Source organism: Pyxidicoccus sp. M6, assembly GCF_055568925.1.
This window is the reverse complement of the sequence record NZ_CM145714.1, coordinates 2,660,157-2,679,428: the sequence shown is the minus strand read 5'-3', so window position 1 is coordinate 2,679,428 and position 19,272 is coordinate 2,660,157. Positions and strand designations below refer to the sequence as shown.

The window sequence follows — 19,272 nt, the reverse complement described above, 5'->3', positions numbered from 1 at the left end:
CGCATGATGCGTGATTGTGCGACAGCAATACTTGAAACCTTCGTGACACCTGTATGTCGCGTGAAACACGTCAGTCGGGCGTGCTAACTGCGAGGCCGCTGTGCACTCCAACCCGTGAGCCCCCCCGGCCCACGAGAGGTCCACCGCATGTCCTCCTCGTCCCTGAAGTCTCTCCTGAGCGGTGCCATCCTGCTGTCCGCGCCCCTGGCCCTGGCCAACAGCACCACCTCCATTCCGGCCTTCGACGCGAAGATTGCCGCCGCGCGCGGCGCCACCAGCCCCGGTGGCACCACCATCATCCGAGATGAGATGTCCGGCGCGCTCCACGCCCTCCTCGACGGCGACGACCGCGTGGTGGACGCCACCGAGCGCGCCTGGCTGGGCACGAAGGTGAATGACGCGGCCTTCCTCACCGGCGTCGACGCCTCGGCGAAGCAGTTCCTCGATGCCTTCTACGAGCTGAACGACGCGGCCACCACCCCGGCGCCGCTGTACCTGGGTTGGCTGTGGGCCTCGCCCGAGGAGCTGTACGGCGCGGGCGGCCCGCTGGCGGACGCCTCCACCATCCTGGAGGGCAACATCGAGGGCGAGGGCGTGGCCAACCAGCGCACGCTGCTCGAGGCGCTGAGGACCACCCAGGAGTTCGGCTACGGCTCCCCCAACAGCAGCTTCTCCCCCATCAACCCGTCCGAGCTCATCGAGACGCTCTCCCAGTCCGCGGGCTTCGACTACGAGACGCCCTCGCAGGAAGAGGTGAGCGGCGCGGCGGCCTTCCTCCAGGAGATTTCCGGCGACACCCACCGCCTCTACCAGGCCAGCTGGGCCTGCTTCCGCGGCTGCCAGGGCGACGTGGGCGGCTACGTCATCGCGGCAGTGAGCAGCGACCGGAGCTTCGTGCGCGTGGTGAAGGTCATCACCTGGGTGGAGTAGCCGCAACCCCGGCACGCCTCTCCCGACAATCCAACGCATCTCCCTCACCCAAGGCAGGTTCATCCATGCATACCCGTCCCCTCCGGGCGCTCCTCGCGAGCGCCACGCTGCTGGTGTCTTCAGCAGCCCTGGCCGACAGCAGCACGTCGGTCCCCGCCTTCGAGGCGAGCATCGCCTCGGCCCGCGCCGCCACCAGTCCGGGCGGCACCAGCGTCACCCGCGCGGAGATGAGCTCCGCGCTGGAGTCCTTCCGCACCGATGACTGGCTGGTGGACACCACCGAGCACCAGTACCTGGGCACGAAGCTGGGCAGCAGCACGTTCCTCACCGGCATCAGCGGCCCCGCGAAGAAGTACCTGCAGGACTTCTACGAGCTGGAGGACGGCTCGGACACTCCGGCGCCGCTGGGCTCCACCGCGGTGACGACGCCCGCCTCGCAGCTCTACGGCGCGAGCGGCCCGCTGGCCTCCACCTCCGTCATCCGCGAGGGCTACATCCCCAACGGCCAGGGCGTGGCCAACCAGGTGACGCTCACCAACACGTACTACTCGTACTTCGGCGACGGCTGGGACGACCAGCTCTGGTTCGAGCCCATCTCCCTGCGCGAGCTGACGCTCCTGCTCAAGCAGCACGTGGAGGGCGGCACGCCGACGTCCGACGAGGTGGACGGCGCGCTGGCCTACATCACCGAAATCTCCCGCAACAGCAGCCGGCTCTACGTGGCCCACTGGCACAGCTGGGGCAGCAGCAGCGGCCCCGGCGAGGCGGCGGGCCGCATCGTCGCGGCCGTCAGCAGCGACCGGCGCTTCGTGCGCATGGTGAACTTCACCTCGTGGGCGGAGTGACTCTCATGAAGACCTCTTGGAAGACGCTTCTCTCCAGCATCGCCCTGCTCGCCTCGGCCTCGGCCTTCGCCGACAGCACCACCACCATCCCCGCCTTCAACGCGAAGATTGCCACCGCGCGCGGCGCCTCCAGCCCGGGTGGCACCACCGTCACCCGCGCGGAGATGCGGGATGCGGTGGACCTCTTCCTCCAGGACGACGGCAAGGTGGACGCCGCCGAGCGCGCGCACATGGGCGCGCAGCTGAGCAGCACGACGTTCCTCACCGGCGTCAACGGCTCCGCGAAGAAGTACCTCAGTGACACGTACGAGCTGAACGACACCGCCACCACCGCCGCGCCGCTGGGCAACTTCGCCGTGGCCCAGACGCCCGCGGAGCTGTACGGCGCCGATGGAGACCTCGCCAGCTACTCCGTCATCCGCGAGGGCTACATCCCCAACGGCCAGGGCGTGGCCAACCAGGTGACGCTGGTGGAGACCTATAACTCCACCGCCGAAATCGGCCGGCCGGGCAGCCACGGGGTGAGCTACTTCACGCCCATCACCACGCAGGAGCTCATCGAGGTGCTCGGCACGCAGTACTTCTCCAACAAGCCCACGGTGGACGAGGTGGAGGGCGCGCTGGCGTACATCTACCAAATCTACCGGAACAGCAACCGGCTCTACATCGGCTACTACTCCGGCAGCTACCACAGCGGCTGGTTCAACGGCTTCGTCATCGCGGCGGTGAGCAGCGACCGTCGCTTCGTGCGATTCGTCGACGTGCTCACCTACGGCGAGTAGCCGGGTGACGCCTCCGGCCGGAAGGCGCCTCCTCACGCCTTCCGGCCGGACTTCTTTTCGCGGGCCTCAGACTCGCGACAGCCGCCGCCACGTCAGCCCGCCTGCGACGAGCGCCGTAACAGCGGGAAGCCCCCATGGAAGGGACCTCCGCAGCCGGTGCTCCCACACGTCCACGCGGTCCGCGAGCAGCAGCACCATCCAGTGCCGCGCCCAATGGTCCGGGTCGTTGTACGCGGCCTTGCGCAGCACGCCGCTCAGCCCCTTGGGCGGCTGCGCGGTGCCGTACACCGGTGGCATGTCCTTGCGCCCCGCGTGCTTGTACACGGGCACTTCCGAGTGCTGCGGCGTAATCGGCACGCGCGCACCGGGCAGCGGCTGGGCTTCCTTCTCCATGGGGACGCCGGGGCGGCTGGACGGCTCCAGGTCCGCGGCGGCGCCGGGAATCGGTCTCTCGGGCGTGGCTCGCCTCCTCTTCGTCGACTTCGTCGTCATGCGTGGCCGTGGGGGGTGAGGACTCACTTGATGCACCCTTCGCGCTTCTGCGCGAAGAGGTGGTAGGCCTCGGGCGCCTGCTCCAACGAAGCGGTGGGAGATGATGGCCTTCGCATCCACGCGCCCGCTGCGGATGTGCTCCAGCAGGCGCGGCATGTAGCGGCGCACGTTGCACTGGTTCATCCGCAGCGTGAGCCCCTTGTTCATCGCGGTGCCAATGGGGATGAAGTTCCACGGCGGCCCGTACACACCGACGATGGAGACGTTGCCGCCCTTGCGCACGGTGCTGCTGCACCAGGTGAGCACCGTGGGCGCGCCCGCCTCCATTGGCCGCCGCTCGCCCGCCTGCCCTGCACCGACGTCGTTCAGGTCGTCTTGAAGGATTCCGGCGGCAGCTCCGTCGCGCGCCACAGGTACCAGCTCGCCACCGTGCGCCACGGACGCCAGCGCTCGCCGTGGGCCAGCAACTCCTTGGGCCGGGGCATCTCGGGAAGTCCGTAGGCGAGCATGAAGCCCTTGCGCACGCCGTAGTCGTCCACGGGCAGCACGTCCGGACGGCCGAGCCGGAAGATGAGCAGCATCTCCACCGTCCATTGCCCGATGCCGCGCACCTGCGTGAAGTGCTCGATGAGCTCCGCGTCGTCCATGCGCTTCACGCGCGCCAGCGGCGGCACCGTGCCGTCCAGCGACTTGCGCGCGAGGTCCCTCATGGCGGCGAGCTTGTTGGCGGACAACCCCGCCTCGCGCAGCGCCGCGTCCGACACGGCCATCAGCGCTTCCGGGGTGAACTTGCGGCCCTCGCCCACGCGCTCGCATACCCGCGCGAAGATGGACGCGGCCGCCTTGCCGTGGAGTTGCTGGTAGACGATGGAGCGCGCAAGCGCGGCGAAGGGGCTGTGCAGCGGGCTGAGCTCGAGGCGGAAGGGGCCCACTCGCTTCATCAGCGAGCCCAGCACCGGGTCCGCCTTCACCAGGGCGCGGCGGACCGCGGGCGTGTAGTCATCGGGAATGCGCGGGGCGGCGGGAGCAGGACGCGGCATGGTGTGCCGCATGCTGCCGCTCCGGCCGGCCCGCGCAACCCGATTCTTCGGCGGCGCCTCAGATGGGCGCGGCCTGGTCCGTCTCGGCGGGCACCTGGACGCGCGGCTCGCTCTCCATGAGCTCCTCGAACTCCTGCTGCATCTGCACGCCCAGGTCCTCGAGCTGCTCCTTGGAGAGGAGCTTGCGGACCTTCTTGAAGAGCTCCGTCTCCTCCTCCTCGACGTGGTGCTCGGTCTGCTCCTGGAGCACCTGCATCTTCGCGTCGAACTCCTCGTCGCCGGGGTCCATCTCCAGCAGGTCGGCGATGATGCGCTTGACGGACAGGTGCTCCTCGGCGGCCTCGCGCAGCAGGTCCTCGGTGTCCTCCGCCTTGGCGGACGGATAGAAGTACTGCTCCTCAATCGTGGCGTGCGCACCGAGCCGGTCGGCGATGGCCTCGAACAATTCCTGGCGCTTCTCGTCGGCGTGGTCCGGGAGCTTTTCGTACTGCTTGAAGAGCTTCTTCACCTCGTCGTGCTGCTGCTTCAAGAGGTCGAGTGCGTTCATGGTCTCCGGCTCGCAGGTGCGGTTTGAACGTCGCGCGGGGGCGTGTGTCTGCTCACCCTCCGTCCACCGCCCAAGCTAGGAACGGGGTGCGGGTGCGATAACCCGGCGCGTTGCCCCCGTTCGCCTGCCTGCCTGCCCTGCTTCAGGGCCTTTGAGATGTGTACGAACGGACAGTGGCTACCTTCGGATGTTGGCAAGTCACGGTGGCCGGGAAGCGGTTCTGGGGCGACCCGCTCCCCCGCGCTACAAGATGGCTGGACGTGGGCCGCAACCCACCTCGCGCCGAGATTGAGGAGTCACACGGATGCCGGTGGAGAGAACGGCCGGAAGCACCAGCCTCGTCGATGTCCTGGACCGGGTGCTGGACCGGGGCCTGCGCTGGGACGCGAATACGCGCGTGGCGCCGGAACAGACCGCCACCACCTGGGGCGCTCCGCGCATCGTGGTGACATTCATGGATGTACGTACCGACGACACCCCCGCCCGTGGAGCGCTCCCACGAGCCCCTTCCCCTGGAGCCTGACGCGTTGGCCTCTCCCGCTCCGTTGCCCACTGCCCACGCGCCCGACGCGGAGGCGCGCCTCGCCCTGGCGGAGACACTCCTCGCCTGCGACGCGGCCCGTCCGTGCGCGGAGGCCGTGGTGGAGTGGCTCATGCGCCACGCACGCGCGGACGTGGCCGCATGCCTGGTGCGCGAGGAGCCCGGGGACCGGCTGAAGTGCCTCGCGGCGCGGGGCCTCTCCGAGGCGCAGTGGACCGCGCTGGAGCGCGAATGGGAGAACGGTGGCCAGCCGCTGGTGGAGGTGCTCGTCCATTCGGCGCCACGCTACTTCCCGGCCGCGCGCGCGCCGCTGACGGCACTGGGGAGCGGGGGTTCCTTCGCGGTGCCGCTCGGCCGCACCGGTGCTCCCGCGGTGGGGCTCCTGCTCATGTCCGCGAGCGGGCCCGCGCTGCCGCCGGAGGTGGCGTGGGTGGCAGCGCACGCCGGGCCCACGCTGGCGCGCCTGGTGCCCGCCGCGCGGCGCTTCGAGGCGGGCAACGGGCTGCTCCGCCGCATCATCGACGCGGTGGTGGACCCGGTGCTGCTGACGGATTTGGACGGGCGGCCGCGCATCGCCAACGCGCGCGCGGAGGCGCTGCTGGTGGCGGGCCCCGAGGCGAGCGAGGGTCGCCGCCGCGCGGTGGAGCTGAACCAGCGGGTGTTCTCCACCGCGCTGGCGAGCGCGTCCAGCGGAGGCGCCTCCGGCACGCGCCGGCGCGAGGTGCCGCTGGTGGACCCGGCGGAGGGCATGGACCTGCTCTTCGAGCTCATCAGCACGCCCGTGCACGCGCCGGACGGCACCGACGCCATGGTGAGCGTGCTGCGCAACGTGACGGACCTGGGCCGCGCCACACAGGCGCTGGGCGAGAGCTACCGCCGCCTGCGCGCCACCGAGCGCGAGGCGCGCAGCGAGCGCCACCGGTTGGACCGGGTGCTGGACTCGGTGGCGGACCCCATCATCCTGTCGGACCCGTCCGGCGGCATGGTGATGATGAACGACCCGGCGGAGAAGCTCTTCGCCCTGCCCCCGGACGGCGGCAAGGCCGCGCAGCGCCGCGTGCGCTCGAACGATGCGACGTTCTCGTCGTTCCTCGCCAACCTCGTGGATGGCGGGACAGGCACGCGCTGGCGCGGTCAGCTCGGTCTCGCGGACCCGGCCACCGGAGCGTCCATTCCCGTGGAGGCGGTGGCGAGCAAGGTGCTCGGGGACAACGGCGAGCTCACCGGCATCGTCACGCTGTTCCATGACCGCACCGAGGCGCTGGAGAAGGCGCGCCTGCTGGAGCGGGTGAAGGAAGTGTCCAGCCAGCTCGAGGCGCGGGTGCAGGTGGCCACCGCGGAGCTGGCCGAGCAGAACGAGAAGCTGCGGCGGCAGGCGATTCAGCTGGAGCAGGCGAGCGCGGCCAAGTCGCAGTTCCTCGCCAACATGTCGCACGAGTTCCGCACGCCGCTGAACGCCATCCTCGGCTACACCAACATGCTGCTGCAGGGCGTGTCGGGCGAGCTGTCACCGGCGCAGAAGCGCAACCTCGCACGCATCGACTCCAACGGGCGCCACCTGCTGGAGGTCATCAACGAGATTCTCGACATCACCCGCATCGAGGCGGGGCGGATGCCGCTGCACCTGTCGGACTTCGGCATTCCGGAGCTGCTCCAGGAAGTCGTCGCCGAGCTGGACCCCATCATCGCCCGCAGCAAGCTGGCGGTGAGCACACAGCTCGGCGAGCGACTGCCCGCGGTGCACAGCGACCGGCAGAAGGTGAAACAGATTGTCCTCAACCTTCTGTCCAACGCGCTGAAGTTCACGCATGAAGGCTCGGTGACGGTGCTGGCCGAGTACGTCACGGCCACGTCGACGGTGACCATCTCCGTGCAGGACACGGGGATTGGAATTGATCCGGCGTATCAGGAAAAAATCTTCGAGGACTTCCAGCAGGTAGACAGTTCGCCGACGCGGGCCTATGGAGGCACGGGTCTGGGGCTGTCCATCTGCCGTCGACTGGCAACCATGCTGGGAGGGCGCGTCACCCTCCAGAGCGCCCCGGGCCAGGGCTCGACGTTCACCCTGCACTTCCCACGACGCGCGAGGCGTGCATGACCAATCCCGCTCCGACAACGAAGCCGCTCGTGCTGGTCGTCGACGACTACCAGGATGCGAGGGAGATGTACGCCGAGTACCTGGAGTTCTCGGGCTTCCGCGTGGCCGAGGCGAAGAACGGGCAGGAGGCGCTGGACAAAGCCTTCGAGCTGCGGCCGGACATCATCCTGATGGACTTGTCGCTGCCCATCATCGACGGGTGGGAGGCGACGCGGCGGCTGAAGAACGATGACCGCACGCGCACCATTCCGGTGGTGGCACTCACGGGCCACGCGATGACGGGCCAGTCGGATGAAGCGAAGGGCGCGGGCTGCGACTCGTTCGTCACCAAGCCATGCCTGCCGGACGCGCTGGTGGACGAGGTCCGCCGCGTGCTGGCCACGAAGGGAGCCGCCCGGCCCGGGTGAGACGCGCGATGCCTCGGACGTCACGGCCCCGAAAAGGCGCTACTGCCAGGGCTGGCAGCGGGAACACCTCCGGCCCGGTGCAGAGGAAGCCCCGGGCGAAGAGGCCCGGTGCGAAGACGGAGACCGCCACCGTGACGGCGTCCCCGGAGGGCACGGTGCTTCCTTCACAGACGTTGCCGCACGGCGACGCACCGGAGGCTCAGCGCCCGCGCGTCGCGGCTCGCTTCGCACCGGCCGCCGGGACGAAGCCCTCGATGGATGTGAGCACCGAGGCGACGACCGATGAAGGCGTCGCACCGGGCCGCGCGGTGACGCTGGAGGCGGAGGAGAGCCCGCAGTACCTCTACGGCATCGTGCGCACGGCGGGTGATTTGGACTTCGGGCTCATCGGCCTGGGCGTGCCGCCCGCGGACGTGCGCACGGTGCGCGAGGGCGACCTCGCGGCGCTGGTGTCCACCTCGCCGGCGCTCGTGGTGGACCCGACGCGCGCACACCTCCTCGTGCACCAGCGTGTCACCGAGGCCGTGCTGCGCGAGCACACGCTGCTGCCGGTGGCCTTCGGCACGGTGCTGCGCTCCGAGGCCCAGGTGCGTGACTTGCTGCGTGTCGAGCACGACGCGCTGTCCGGAACGCTCGTGGCGCTGGAGGACAAGGTGGAGCTGGGGCTGAAGGTGCTCTACCACCGCGAGCACCTGGCCCGGCGTCTGGAATTGGACGACGCGACGCTGTGCCGCCGCGAGGAAGAGTCCGAGGCGGACCACGAGCACCGCATGGGGGCCGCCTTGTTGGACCGAGTCGAGCGCGACATGGCCGAGCTGCTGGAGGGCCTGCGCCCGCTGGCCTTCGCCTCGCGCACGTCGCCGCCCGTGGGGGACCGGATGCTCCTCAACGCGTCCTTCCTCGTGGGACGCGACTGGGTGGAGTCCTTCGAGGCGCGCGTGAAGACCCTGGCCGCGCGCCGGGACACCTATACCTTCCGCTTCACCGGCCCCTGGGCACCCTACAGCTTCGTGGACATGCGGCTGGGGCTGGAGCCCGAAGCGGCGGCCTGAAACCCCAAGGCCGCCGCGAGCCGCATTACTTCCCCACAGCCGACGACACCGGCGCGGACACCTTCGCCGCCTCGGCGGCCAGTGTGTCCACGCCCGCGTGCAGGCGCGTCCAGCCGGTGGTGTGCTCGGTGCGAGCGAAGAAGCCGCCCAACCCCTTCGCCACCGTCAGCTCGCCCACGGCCTTGCCGCCCTTGCGGTACTCCACGCGGAAGGCCTCTTCCGGCTCGCCGCCTGGAGGCAACTCGCCCCGGCCGAGGTAGTCGAGCGGCATCAGCCGCCACACCTTGTCATGCCAGTTGCGAGCGAACTCGTCCGGCCGGTCCGGCGTCTCCTCCGGCGCCAGCGCCACCGCGCCCGGCGCCTTGCCGCTCGCGGTGAAGGTGCGCGACGTGCCACCCGCGGTGACGACCAGCGCATCGAAGTCTCCCACGTCGAAGGTGTGCAGCCGCCGGTCCACCAGCCGGTTGGAGGCATTCTCCAGGTCCGGCAACAGCGACGGGCCGAGCAGGAACACGCGCCCGTCCTCCTCGCGGCGGAGGTACGGCGTGCCCCAGCCTCCCGGCGGTGACGCCAGCGAGAAGGCCTGCGGCTTGCCACCCACCGTCAGCGTCAGCTTGCGTGCGGTGCTGGCCAGGCCCACCTCGTCGAGCTTCTTCCCGTCCATCTCGCCCAGCGCGCGCAGGGCCCGCAGCGGCGCGAAGCGGGTGAACAGCTTCTCCGCTGTCTCGTTGGCGCGAAGCTCTCGCGGGGGCGGCGGAGGCTCTGTCGTCCCGGCCACCGGCGAAGTGCCCGCGTCCGCACCGTGCGCCTGCGCCAGGGCCGTGCCCGCGTCACCCGTGCCGCCATCCGCGCCTGGCGCAGCCACCGCCGTGCCACCGTCCGTGGCGCCCGCCACCGGCGGCTTCGGTGGCTTGGAGCCCAGGCGAACCCAGAGCTGGTCTCGGTCCTTCTCGTCGCGGAACAACTCCACGAAGCGCGTGTCGTCCTCATAGCGCACGCGGTCCAGCGCGCGCGACGGAGCGTCCACCACCGTCACCTCGCCCGGAGAGCCCGCGGGCTCGCGCTGCCAGACGAAGAAGGCGGCCACCAGCGCCACGGCCGCGAGGCCCCCTTGAAGGGCCAGGTCACGCACCTTCATCGCTCACCTCCAGCCGCCGCCGCGGCCCGTGGAGCGCGCCGCCCCCGCCGCCGCGTCTTCACGAAGCCCACCGCCAGCACCAGGGCCGGCCCCAGGAAGACGGTGGCGTAGAACCAGGCCACGTCCTGGTCTCGCGTGTGCTGGATGGGCACGTCCTCTTCCGTGGACACCGCGCCGGAGATGGCCTCCTCGCCCGTGAGCCACCGCACCGTGTCCACCGCGAGGTACGCATTGCCCAGGTTGGTGATGACGCCGTCGCTCAGCGCATCCGCGTCCACCATGACCACGGCGCGCGTCGTCTCCTTGCCGGCCGGCGAGGGCTTCTCCACCGCCACCACCAGCGGCCACGTGCGCCGCGTCTCGCCCGCGTCCTGCGCGAAGTTGCCGTTGGCGTCCGCGTACGTCGCTCCGTGCGCGCGCACGGAGATGTCCTGCATGACGCCGTTGGGCAGTGGCTGCAGCTGCTCCATGGCACCCGCGCCGGGGAATAGCACCGGCGCCTGTCCCGCCAGCGCCGACAGCGAGGTGATGGACGGGTGCGAGGAGTAGCTCGCCGTGGCCAGGTTGCCCCGGTCGCTCTGCTGCCGCGTGGGACGGAAATACACCTGGTCATTGGCCAGCGGCGTCTTCAGGTACTTCAAGCCCAGCGGCTCCAGCAGTTGCTTGAAGTCCGGTCCGTCCGGCTCCAGCGCCAGCCACAGCCGGCCACCGCGACTCGCGTATTCGTTGAGGGCCGTCAGCTCCTCGGGGAGGAACTCGCGCGTGGGGCCCACGATGGCGATGGCGGCGGCGTCCTTCGGAATCTCGGAGCCCAGCCCCTCCGACACGCCCAGCGAGCGCACGTCCACGTTCTGCGCACGCAGCAACTCCTTGAGCTGCGCAATCGAAGGACGCGGCGCCTCGCCCGGCACGGGACGGGACTCGGCGCGCTCGCCATGGCCCGCCGTGAGGTAGACGACGCGACGGGGCCGAGCCACCGCGAGCAGCCGGCGCTGCACCTCCTGGTCCAGCCGCTGGAGCTGACCACGAGCCCGGTCGATTTCGAGCCCCACCGTCAGCGGCTCCTTCCGGTCACCTCGCGCGAGCACCACGGTGCCGTTGTTGAAGACGCCCAGCGCACGAGCGCGAGCCGGCTCCACCGCCTGGTCCAGCCGCTCCACGTTGAGCTGCGGGCTCTCGGTATTCAGGTCGCGGAAGTACTGCGCCACGGCCTCACCCACCTCGTTGGCGGGCGGGAAGAACAGGGTGACTTGAAGCGGCTCGTTGAGGCCGCGAATCACCTTGCGCGTGGACTCGCCGGGCTTCGCGGTGCGGAAGTACGAGAGGTCCCACGTCGTGTCCGCCTGCGTGGCGACGTACATGGTGGCGAAGGCGAAGATGACGACGAAGGCCAGCCCCAGCCCGGAGTAGAGCGCGCTGCGCGCACGCCCCGTCTCCAGCACCGGCGCACGAGCCATGGCCGCGGAGGCCGCCTCCACCAGCGCAAGCGGCAGCAGCGTGCACAGGAGCAGCGCGGGGAAGAGCGCCGCCAGCACCACCGCCAGCTTCGGGGCCTTCTGCGACAGCGGCCCGCCGAAGAGCGCCGTCCCCACGTCCGACTGGAGGAAGTAGAGCAGCAGCGCCACGAGGCCCACGCCATACAGGCCGAGCACCCACCCATCCACCGCGCGCCGGTCCGCCGCCGCGGAGCGCAGACGGGTGAAGCGCCACGCCGCCGCGCCCACCGCGAGCACCACACCGAGCCCGGTGAGGACGTTGCGGCCCGTGCCCACGCCGAGAACCCGCTCGCCGATGAAGATGGCGAGCAGTCCGGCGACATACGCCAGCGTCATGGGCAGCCCACTGCCGACAGGACGCGTGCTCATCGCCACCTCCGCGCCTCGAGCACCCGCGTGGCCGCGAACAGCGCCACGTAGGTGACGACGAGGTAGTAGACGACGTCGCGAATGTGGACGAGCCCCGACTGGAAGGGCGGGAAGTGCAGGTTCCACAGCGACATCGCGCTGAAGACATCCGCCAGCGGCTGTTCGGTGATTCGCGCCAGCAGCCAGCAGAGGACGAGCGCCGTCAGCAGCACCGCGGACGTAATCGCCGCGAGCAACTGGTTGCGAGCCAGCGCCGAACCGAACGTCCCCACCGCCATCGACGCGCTGCCCAGGAGGAACAGGCCCAGGTACCCCGCCGCCACGTGGCCGAACGACACCTTGCCGTGCACCATGATCAAGAGCGGCATGTACAGCGTGCACAGCACGTACAGCCCGAGGAACGTCAGGCCCGCCAGGTACTTGCCCAGGACGATGTCCCGGTCGCGCAGCGGCGACGAGTACAGCAGTGGCAGCGTGCCCGTCTGCCGTTCCTCCGCGAGCAGGCGCATGGAGATGAACACCGATGCGATGATGACGAAGCCGCTCGCGTCGTAGAAGAACAGCGACAACACCTCGGCGGAGCGCTTGCTCGCGCCGCCCATGGCGTGCGCGTTGAAGAGCAGGCCGTTCAACGCGAGGATGACCGCGATGATGACGTAGCCGCTGAGCGTGCGCGTGTAGCCGGCCAGCTCGCGACGTGCGATGAGCAGCGCCTTCACGCCCTCACCTCCTGGCCGTGCGTCAGCCGCAGGAAGATGGACTCGAGCTGTCCCCCACCCTGGTCCAGGCGCAACAAATCCAACCCCGCGCCCACCACCGCCTGCGCCACGCGAGGCCGCTGGTCCGGCGAGGCGCGCACCGTCAGCGCCACCACGCCGTCCGCCACCCGGCCCACGTCCACCGCGCCGAAGGGCTTCAGCACCTCCACCGCGCGCGCCCTGTCACCGCGCACCTCGACTTCGATGGAGCCGCCACCGCCCATCTTCGAGCCCAGCTCCTCCTCGGTGCCCTGCGCCACCAGCGTCCCCTTGTGGATGATGAGGAGCCGGTCGCACGTCTGGGAAATCTCCGGGAGGATGTGGCTGGAGACGAGCACCGTGTGCGCGCCCTTGAGGCCGCGGATGACGTCGCGCATCTCGACAATCTGCTTGGGGTCGAGACCGCTGGTGGGCTCGTCGAGGATGAGCAGCGCGGGCTTGTGCACCAGCGCCTGCGCCACGCCCACGCGCTGGCGGTAGCCGTGGCTGAGCGTGGAGATGAGCTCGCCGTCCACCTCGCGCAGGCCGGTCTTCTCCTCGGCCTCGCCCACGCGCGTCGCGGTGTCCCGGGAGGTGACGCCGCGGAGCTGCGCGACGTAGGCGAGGTACTCGCCCACCGTCATCTCCTCGTAGAGCGGCGGCACGTCCGGGAGGTAGCCGATGCGCTGGCGCACCTCGTGCGGGTTGTTCACCACGTCGTGGCCGTCGATGACGACGCGCCCGGCGGTGGGAAGCAGCACGCAGCCGAGAATCTTCAGCGTGGTCGACTTGCCCGCGCCATTGAGGCCCAGGAAGCCGATGACCTCGCCCTGGCCAATCGTGAAGGCCAGCTCGCGGATGGCCGCGTGCTCACCGTAGTACTTGGTCAGCCCTTCGACCTGAATCATCAGGGTGTCCTCTCCCCTTCGGAAGCGGCGTTCTTTCTGGCGCAGCCGTGGGGGTTGTCAAGCGACGCAACCAACGCCCTACGAAAGTCGGTATTCCGGCCCTGCCGTCGTCCGGCCCAGGGTGAAGCGCAGGGCGTCCTCCAGGTCGGGAAGCAGGAAGGAGAAGCCGAGCCGCTCGGCGGCCGTGGGCAGGACATGGGCTCCGGACAGCACCGTCTCCTGGCCCATCTCGCCGAAGAGGGTGCGGATGACGGGGGCCGGCACCGGGAAGAAGGCCGGCCTCCGCAGCACCCGGCCGAGCGTCCGGGCGAAGTCCGCCTGCCGCACCGCCCCCGGCGCCACCGCGTTGATGGGGCCGCGCGCTCCTTCCGTGAAGAGCGAGAAGTGGATGAGGCCGAGCAGGTCCTCCAAAGACACCCAGCTGAACCACTGACGCCCGGAGCCGATGGGACCACCGCCACCCGCCTTGAACGCGGGCAGCATCTTCGCGAGCGCACCGTCGCGCGCGTCCAGCACGGGGCCGATGCGCAGGTGCACCACGCGGATGCCGGCGGCCTCGGCTGGGGCGGTGGAGGCCTCCCACGCGCGGCACACGTCGGCGAGGAAGCCGGTGCCGGGAGCGCTCGTCTCGGTGAGGGGCTCGTCTCCGCGGTCGCCGTAGAAGCCGCTACCCACGGCGCAGACGAGCACGCGGGGTTTGCGCTTCATGCGCGCCAGTGCCTCGCTGAGCGTGCGTGTGCCCTCGGTGCGACTCTTGAGGATGAGGTCTTTGTATTCAGGGGACCAGCGCTGGCCCACGTTGGCACCGGCGAGGTGCACCACCGCGTCCACGCCCTCCAGTGCGTCGGTATCCACCTGTCCCTTGTCGGGGGCCCAGGAGATTTCTCCCTTCGAGGCATCTGCCTTCCCGCGCACCAGGCGCTTCACGCGGTGGCCACCGGTGGTGAGGAAGGGTGTCAGCGCCGTGCCCACGAGTCCCGAGGCGCCGGTGATGGCCACGGCGAGCGGGCCGTGGCCCGGGAAGGCGGCGTGACGGCGCAGGTCCTCGCGAGTCACGCGGTGCCTGTACGCGAACATGCGGGAGAGCTTGTTCCGGGTGAAGCCATTGCCGAAGGCGCTGCCCAGCGGGCCTACGGGGAGGACGTACTCGATGGCGTCCTCGAGGATGGAGGTGTTGGGCGAAGCCGGGTCCGGGAGCGTGCGGTGGGTGTGGACCCACTTGGAGAAGGGGCCGGAGAGCTGCTGGTCCTGGAAGAAGGAGCCCTCCTCGTAGGCGGTGTGCTCGGCAACCCAGCGCTGGGAGATGGGGCCCAGCTTCATGCGGACGACGGCGCGGGCGCCCTGGCGGATGCCGTCGCCGGTGCGCTCCACGACTTCCACGCGCTCCCAGGGGGGCGTCAGCCGCTCGAAAGCTCCCTCGCGGGTATGCCAGGTGAACAGCTCGGCGGCGGAGACTGGCATCTGGCTGCGCGCATCGAAGACGTGCGACTTGCCCATGTTCCCTCCCGGGGCGACAGTGCGGCCGAGAATGCTTACCCCGGACCCAATCGAGCGCGCAGTGGAATTGCTGCGCCGCGGCGGTGTCGTCGCCCTGCCCACGGAAACGGTGTACGGCCTCGCGGCCAACGCCGAGGACGAATTGGCCGTGCGCCGCGTCTTCGCCATCAAGGGGCGCCCCGCGACGCACCCGCTCATCGTCCACATCCCGGGCGTGGAGCACCTGTCCTCGTGGGCACGTGAGGTGCCGGAGACGGCGCTCAAGCTGGCCCGCGCGTTCTGGCCGGGGCCGGTGACGCTGGTGCTGCCACGCACGACGCGCGCGACGGATGCGGTCACGGGTGGGCAGGACACGGTGGCATTGCGCGTGCCGAATCATCCGATGGCGCTCGAAGTGCTGAAGAGGCTCGGAGGTGGACTCGCGGCGCCGAGCGCCAACCGCTTCGGCCGCGTGAGCCCGACCACGGCGGAGCACGTGACGCGCGACTTGGGCAGCGACGTGGACTTCGTGCTGGATGGAGGTCCGTGCACGGTGGGCGTGGAGTCGACCATCGTGGACCTGAGCTCGGGCGCGCCCGCGATTCTGCGGCCTGGAGGACTGGCGGCAGAGGAAGTGGAGCGCGTGCTGGGAATGCCGGTGCCGGTGCGCGCCGAGTCCAAGGTGCGCGTGTCGGGCTCATTGGCTTCGCACTACGCGCCGCGCGCGGGCGTGGTGCTCGTGGAGCCGCGTGAGGCATTGGCGCGCGTGCAGGCACTGCGCGGTCAGGGAATGCGAGTGGGCGTGCTCGGACCGGCGAGCCTCTCGCTGCCGCCGGACGTGCCTCGCTTCGACGTGCCGGAGGGCCCGGCCGCAGCCGCGCGCGTTTTGTACGCGAGGCTGCGCGAGGCGGACGAGCAGGGGCATGACGTGCTCGTGGCATGTCTGCCCGAAGCGAGCGGCCTGGGCATCGCCGTGCGAGACCGGCTCGCACGCGCCGCCGCTCCCCGTGGCTGAAGACCTTGCAGTCGACTCAGCCGCTGGAGGCAACCAGGGTGATGCAAGCCCATGGTGGCTCGCCACGTCAGTGGGAGCTGGCGTGCCGTATGTCAGCTCCCACCGGGCGCTGCGACTTGCGGACCGAGCCGACAGCGCTCTCTTGCCCGGGCGTGCTCAGTGGCAGATAGGGTTTCTCGGTCGCCGCCACCGCGAGCACGACCGCCTGACGTACCGCGGAATGTGCCACTTCGAAGGTTGCGAGGTACACGGGTGCTAGCACGCGCTGTGCCTGGCGCCTGGGAAGGCTGAGGTAGCCGAAGCGCATGCCCTGTATCGCATTCACCGATACCGGTTCCCTACCGCCATCGACGAGCATGCCGTGGAGCTGCCGCGTCAGCTCCTGGGCCGCGCGCTCGGGGGCGAGCACCTTGGCGCGGTCAAGCATCTCGCCCTCTGGCGTCCGCACGAGCATCGAGACCGTGTCGAGCACGCCGTCGGCGGCCAACTGCACGGCCACGGATGCACGGCCAAGCACGGGGATTCCATTGATGTGGTGGCGAAACGCGCCGACCGCACGGCAAAGTACCGGCTCGACGGTCCTACCGGTGCGGTCAGCGGCACTGGCCTTGATGTGCCACAGGCGCTCGAAGTCGAGCGTCTCGCCGTAGCCAAGCAGTTCGCTGAGTCCGAGTGACTCGACGAGGTCCTTGGCGCGCCGTGTGAGGTCTGCCTTGCTCTCGGGCGTCTTGAAGAGCTGCTCCATCGGCGCGAGCCCTGTCTTCAGCGTCATCGCGCCGGAGGCGTGAAAGACGACCGCGCGCGCACCCTGTGGCAGGCGCACGAGGGAGCGGTCCTCCCGCGTGGTCCAGTCGCCGTGCTCAAACGAGCGCTGGGCCACCGCGCCACCGCTCTTGAGCAGCTTGTGCAGGCGCCGGTGCAACTCCTCCACCGGCCAGCGGCGAAGCTTGAGGATGTCCACCCGGTCTGGAATGTCCTGCCGGGCGGAAGTCAGCGTTTCAATCAGTGCTTGCTTATCCATGGCTCAACCCTCTGACCATCGCCACAGGATGCAGGCCTGCTGCGCGGGTGGCAGGTCGGGCTCCACGTTGCCCTCGCCCCAGAGATGGTCACGATTCAGGTAGCTGCGATCCCACTGGATGGCACCGCCATTCCACGTGGCCGCGTCACCGACACAAACAGTGATTGGATGGTTGTCGACGTACCAATCCGAGACGCCGTCGTGCCAGGCCTCGGAGATGGTGTCGCCGTCGACGAGGTTGGAGGCGACATCCTCTCCGCACTCGTCCGTCGTGGTCCCGTCATACATGAAATCCCAAGCGCCGCAGTAGATGTGCAGGCCGGCGAAGATGTTCCACAGCCCGGACACGTTGTTGCGGTCAACCGTATCGCACGAATAGGCCATGACCCACTCGGCGTTCCAGTTCTCGCCCAACTGCCACTGGCCGGAGTAGGTGAACCAGTCAGTCTGCGGCGTGTCGTAGAGAAACAAGGCCTGGCCATCGCCGGTGTGGTTGCCGTGCGTTTCAATCCAGAACAGGTCGACGTTGTCGACCCATTCGGAATCGTTCCCTCCCTGGTCGGTATCGCGGATGTCGGTCTCCCAGCAGTCGGTGTTGGCCAGGTAGAATGTGCGCGTGTGGCCGGCCTCGCGCAAAACGCGGTCGAAGCCGTTGCTCCGGTTGAACGTGTACGTCAAATCCGCGGACGTGCTCACGCCGGCTGCGCGTGCGTGGTCGAAGTAGCGGATGCCCTCGACGCCAAATTGCGCCATTGCGGTCTCCTCCCCAGTGCCCGGCCTGGAAGGCCAGGCATGAGAGGACTCTGGGGGCCAGGGTGCGCGTCCGGGATGCTCGGCAGGGGAAGCGTCTGGTGCCAGCCCAGGAGGGCAACTCGGCCGGGTACCTCGCGGCGCGTCGGTGGCTCCCATGTGACGCCGTCCCCAAGCCGAGCACGGAGCGGTGCGCTGCCCGCCCGGCGGCAGGAAAAACCCACCGGCTACCGCCAATACGCAGGGCGCGCCACCGCCCGCGGCCGCGCCGACTCCCGTTCACCGCGCTGGCGGGCTCCAGGTCTTCAGCCACGCGGCGCGCCGGTAGAGCACCGCCTTGCGCCACTCGAGCTCGTCCTGCTCGGAGAGGATGTGCGGATCGGTCGCCTGGGCCTCGCGCACCTGCGCCGCCCACCGGTCGAGCCGCGCCTCGAACTCCGCGGGGTCGAACGCGGCGATGGCCCGCGCCACCTCCCGCTCATATGCCGCGCGCCACTTCGGAGCGCTCAGGGCGATGCGCCCGTGCTGCTGCATCTCCTTGGGGAAGAAGATGTCGACCAGGGCCTCCTCGTCACTCAGGGGGAAGGCCTCGTCCATGTCGGTGGGCAGCCACAGGAAGCCCCGCGTCGGGTGGTGATAGAGGTAGTAGTTCCAGTCGGTGAGCCAATAGCCGTCGTTCGCCGGGAGGACGGCCTCGGCGGCCCACACGCGGACGGCCTCCTCGAGGTCGGCGCTCGCTTCGAGCGAGGGCAGGTCCCGCACCTCCCAGAAGGCATCGATGTCGGAGGTGTCGCCCGAGTCCTCGTTCGTCTTCAGCTCATAGCCCTGCTTGTAGAGGTTGCCATTCGCCTCGGTGAAGTGGCGCTCGAGGAAGTCCTTGTTGATGGCCTCCACGTTGGTGAAGAGGCCGTAGTACTGGCCGTTGACCACCAGGCGGGCATGGTTGGCGCAGGCGGCCGGTAGCCCGAGGTCGCGCAGATACGAGAGCGCCAGCCGTTCGTTGAAGATGTGGCAGCCGCCATGGTCGAGGTTGATGCGCCGCAGGCCCTGGAAGCGCCCGCGCCGGTTCACCTGGTTGAACGAGATGGCGAACTGCATCTTGTCGCCGCACCTGGAGTTGCCACCCCGGAGGCGAATCATGGCCTCGGGGATGACCTGGTCGCCGTAGCGGAACACCGCCGGGTAGTAGTCCTCCACCTCTTCACCGTCCTCGGTGCGTTCCCGGTACGTCGTCTCCATCGCCCGCCAGTCGGCCTCGGCCACCTCCACCTCGAAGGTCGGCAGCAGGTCGTCCGCGTAGATGGAAGGACAGGGCCCCGGTGTCTCCTGGGGCGAAGGGTTCTCCGGAGGAGGCGGGATGGGCGTCGCCGGTGTGCCCGCCGTCCCGTCCCCCCCGCACGCCAGCAGCACTCCGCCCAGCAACAGCGCCCACGCCCCGTGCCGCCGCGCACTCCCGTATCCCTGACGCTTCCGCTCCATGTGACCGTCTCCCACGCCATCCGCACGCGCGCCCTCCACGCGGGAGCGCGCATGCTGATGGCGCAACAACGTGGTGACGGCGGCGCGGGATGCCAGTGGCCAGGAAGAGGCCCTGGAGGGAGGGACCAGGCCCCGATGCACGACGTCCC

General features: G+C 69.8%; 19 protein-coding genes. 8 read left to right on the top strand and 11 right to left on the bottom strand.

The features are described from left to right. The first annotated feature begins 147 nt into the window (after positions 1 to 147). The 3 genes from ACVTJA_RS11175 to ACVTJA_RS11165 all read left to right on the top strand — a co-directional run bounded on the left by ACVTJA_RS11175 (position 148) and on the right by ACVTJA_RS11165 (position 2,557). A complete protein-coding gene (locus ACVTJA_RS11175) occupies positions 148 to 930 on the top strand; it encodes a hypothetical protein (RefSeq protein ID WP_465836272.1) in 783 nt (260 codons plus the stop codon). Positions 931 to 995: 65 nt separating this feature from the next. Continuing rightward, positions 996 to 1,775 carry a hypothetical protein gene (locus ACVTJA_RS11170; RefSeq protein ID WP_465836271.1) on the top strand — a complete coding sequence of 260 codons (780 nt, stop codon included), beginning with the start codon at positions 996 to 998 and terminating at the stop codon, positions 1,773 to 1,775. Between the two features lie 5 nt (positions 1,776 to 1,780). Next, positions 1,781 to 2,557 (top strand): hypothetical protein, encoded by a 777-nt coding sequence (locus tag ACVTJA_RS11165; protein WP_465836269.1) that lies wholly within the window; start codon positions 1,781 to 1,783, stop codon positions 2,555 to 2,557. A gap of 66 nt (positions 2,558 to 2,623) precedes the next feature. On the opposite strand, the gene ACVTJA_RS11160 is transcribed toward ACVTJA_RS11165, so the two are convergent. The 3 genes from ACVTJA_RS11160 to ACVTJA_RS11150 are packed head-to-tail and all read right to left on the bottom strand — an operon-like array spanning position 2,624 to position 4,636. After that, a complete protein-coding gene (locus ACVTJA_RS11160) occupies positions 2,624 to 3,376 on the bottom strand; it encodes a hypothetical protein (RefSeq protein ID WP_465836267.1) in 753 nt (250 codons plus the stop codon). 38 nt (positions 3,377 to 3,414) lie between these two features. Further along, a complete protein-coding gene (locus ACVTJA_RS11155; protein WP_465840362.1) occupies positions 3,415 to 4,089 on the bottom strand; it encodes a DNA-3-methyladenine glycosylase family protein in 675 nt (224 codons plus the stop codon). Positions 4,090 to 4,147: 58 nt separating this feature from the next. Then, positions 4,148 to 4,636, bottom strand: a complete 489-nt coding sequence (locus ACVTJA_RS11150) for a hemerythrin domain-containing protein (RefSeq protein ID WP_465836265.1) — start codon at positions 4,634 to 4,636, stop codon at positions 4,148 to 4,150. A 304-nt stretch (positions 4,637 to 4,940) separates the two neighbouring features. Here ACVTJA_RS11150 and ACVTJA_RS11145 point away from each other — a divergent pair, with 304 nt between their 5' ends. The 4 genes from ACVTJA_RS11145 to ACVTJA_RS11130 all read left to right on the top strand — a co-directional run bounded on the left by ACVTJA_RS11145 (position 4,941) and on the right by ACVTJA_RS11130 (position 8,734). Further along, positions 4,941 to 5,159, top strand: coding sequence for a hypothetical protein (locus ACVTJA_RS11145; RefSeq protein ID WP_465836263.1), 219 nt, complete (start codon positions 4,941 to 4,943; stop codon positions 5,157 to 5,159). 4 nt (positions 5,160 to 5,163) lie between these two features. Continuing rightward, positions 5,164 to 7,275, top strand: a complete 2,112-nt coding sequence (locus tag ACVTJA_RS11140; RefSeq protein ID WP_465836262.1) for a PAS domain-containing sensor histidine kinase — start codon at positions 5,164 to 5,166, stop codon at positions 7,273 to 7,275. Further along, entirely contained in the window at positions 7,272 to 7,682 is a 411-nt protein-coding gene (locus ACVTJA_RS11135; RefSeq protein WP_206721221.1) for a response regulator, read from the top strand. The genes ACVTJA_RS11140 and ACVTJA_RS11135 overlap by 4 nt, the downstream gene beginning before the upstream one ends. A gap of 131 nt (positions 7,683 to 7,813) precedes the next feature. Further along, positions 7,814 to 8,734, top strand: coding sequence for a GvpL/GvpF family gas vesicle protein (locus tag ACVTJA_RS11130; protein WP_465836260.1), 921 nt, complete (start codon positions 7,814 to 7,816; stop codon positions 8,732 to 8,734). Positions 8,735 to 8,759: 25 nt separating this feature from the next. On the opposite strand, the gene ACVTJA_RS11125 is transcribed toward ACVTJA_RS11130, so the two are convergent. The 5 genes from ACVTJA_RS11125 to ACVTJA_RS11105 all read right to left on the bottom strand — a co-directional run bounded on the left by ACVTJA_RS11125 (position 8,760) and on the right by ACVTJA_RS11105 (position 14,879). Next, positions 8,760 to 9,872 carry a hypothetical protein gene (locus tag ACVTJA_RS11125; RefSeq protein WP_465836258.1) on the bottom strand — a complete coding sequence of 371 codons (1,113 nt, stop codon included), beginning with the start codon at positions 9,870 to 9,872 and terminating at the stop codon, positions 8,760 to 8,762. Continuing rightward, positions 9,869 to 11,737 carry a Gldg family protein gene (locus ACVTJA_RS11120; RefSeq protein ID WP_465836256.1) on the bottom strand — a complete coding sequence of 623 codons (1,869 nt, stop codon included), beginning with the start codon at positions 11,735 to 11,737 and terminating at the stop codon, positions 9,869 to 9,871. Before ACVTJA_RS11120 ends, ACVTJA_RS11125 begins: the two co-directional genes overlap by 4 nt. Next, positions 11,734 to 12,456 (bottom strand): ABC transporter permease, encoded by a 723-nt coding sequence (locus ACVTJA_RS11115; protein ID WP_465836254.1) that lies wholly within the window; start codon positions 12,454 to 12,456, stop codon positions 11,734 to 11,736. The genes ACVTJA_RS11120 and ACVTJA_RS11115 overlap by 4 nt, the downstream gene beginning before the upstream one ends. Continuing rightward, entirely contained in the window at positions 12,453 to 13,382 is a 930-nt protein-coding gene (locus ACVTJA_RS11110) for an ABC transporter ATP-binding protein (protein WP_465836252.1), read from the bottom strand. The genes ACVTJA_RS11115 and ACVTJA_RS11110 overlap by 4 nt, the downstream gene beginning before the upstream one ends. 78 nt (positions 13,383 to 13,460) lie before the next feature. Further along, positions 13,461 to 14,879, bottom strand: coding sequence for a TIGR01777 family oxidoreductase (locus ACVTJA_RS11105; RefSeq protein ID WP_465836251.1), 1,419 nt, complete (start codon positions 14,877 to 14,879; stop codon positions 13,461 to 13,463). Positions 14,880 to 14,910: 31 nt separating this feature from the next. On the opposite strand from ACVTJA_RS11105, the gene ACVTJA_RS11100 reads away from it, so the two are divergent. Beyond that, the gene (locus ACVTJA_RS11100; RefSeq protein WP_465836249.1) at positions 14,911 to 15,873 is read left to right on the top strand and encodes an L-threonylcarbamoyladenylate synthase; all 963 of its coding nucleotides are present in this window, start codon (positions 14,911 to 14,913) and stop codon (positions 15,871 to 15,873) included. A 67-nt stretch (positions 15,874 to 15,940) separates the two neighbouring features. On the opposite strand, the gene ACVTJA_RS11095 is transcribed toward ACVTJA_RS11100, so the two are convergent. The 3 genes from ACVTJA_RS11095 to ACVTJA_RS11085 form a co-directional block, all read right to left on the bottom strand. Then, complete coding sequence (locus ACVTJA_RS11095; RefSeq protein WP_465836247.1) at positions 15,941 to 16,894, bottom strand: hypothetical protein; 954 nt, start codon at positions 16,892 to 16,894, stop codon at positions 15,941 to 15,943. Between the two features lie 3 nt (positions 16,895 to 16,897). After that, positions 16,898 to 17,647 carry a DUF6345 domain-containing protein gene (locus tag ACVTJA_RS11090; RefSeq protein ID WP_465836245.1) on the bottom strand — a complete coding sequence of 250 codons (750 nt, stop codon included), beginning with the start codon at positions 17,645 to 17,647 and terminating at the stop codon, positions 16,898 to 16,900. A 276-nt stretch (positions 17,648 to 17,923) separates the two neighbouring features. Beyond that, complete coding sequence (locus ACVTJA_RS11085) at positions 17,924 to 19,123, bottom strand: CotH kinase family protein (protein WP_465836243.1); 1,200 nt, start codon at positions 19,121 to 19,123, stop codon at positions 17,924 to 17,926. Positions 19,124 to 19,272 lie beyond the last annotated feature (149 nt).